This window comes from Microbacterium sp. 69-10 (assembly GCF_001897945.1).
Taxonomy (GTDB): Bacteria; Actinomycetota; Actinomycetes; order Actinomycetales; family Microbacteriaceae; genus Microbacterium.
Genome location: NZ_MKRT01000010.1, coordinates 19627 through 20082 on the forward strand (window position 1 = coordinate 19627; position 456 = coordinate 20082).

1 pseudogene (only partly in view) is annotated in these 456 nt (G+C 66.0%); it reads left to right on the plus strand.

What is annotated here, in order from left to right:
- Positions 1 to 258: pseudogene (locus tag BGN97_RS04240) on the plus strand (DNA topoisomerase IV subunit B) (it extends 1828 nt beyond the left edge of the window).
- The last annotated feature ends 198 nt before the right edge of the window (positions 259 to 456 follow it).

Sequence of the window (456 nt, forward strand, 5' to 3'; positions counted from 1 at the left end):
CTGCAGAAGGCGGGCAAGCGCTGGCAGGATCCGATCCAGCGATACAAGGGTCTCGGTGAGATGGATGCCGATCAGCTGGCGACCACGACCATGGACAAGCAGGGACGTCTGCTGCGTCGCGTGACCATCGAGGACGCCGAGGCGGCGGATGCCGCGATCCGCACCTTCGAGCTGCTGATGGGCAGCGAGGTGGCGCCGCGCCGCGAGTTCATCATGAGCTCCAGCGACAGGCTGAGCCGCGAGTCCATCGACGCGTGAACGTCAGCAGCGGGTCTGGTTCATGGGGCGCTGAGCCTGTCGCTTTCCTGGGGCGCTGAGCCCGGTCGGGGCGTGCGCCGGAGCGTCCAGGTATCAGGATCGGTCGTTTCGGGGACCCGGTTTCCGGCGGAAGTTGATACTTGGAGTGTTCTTGGGTCTGCCGGGTGGGGTCGCGGTACGCCCAAGTATCAGGATCGG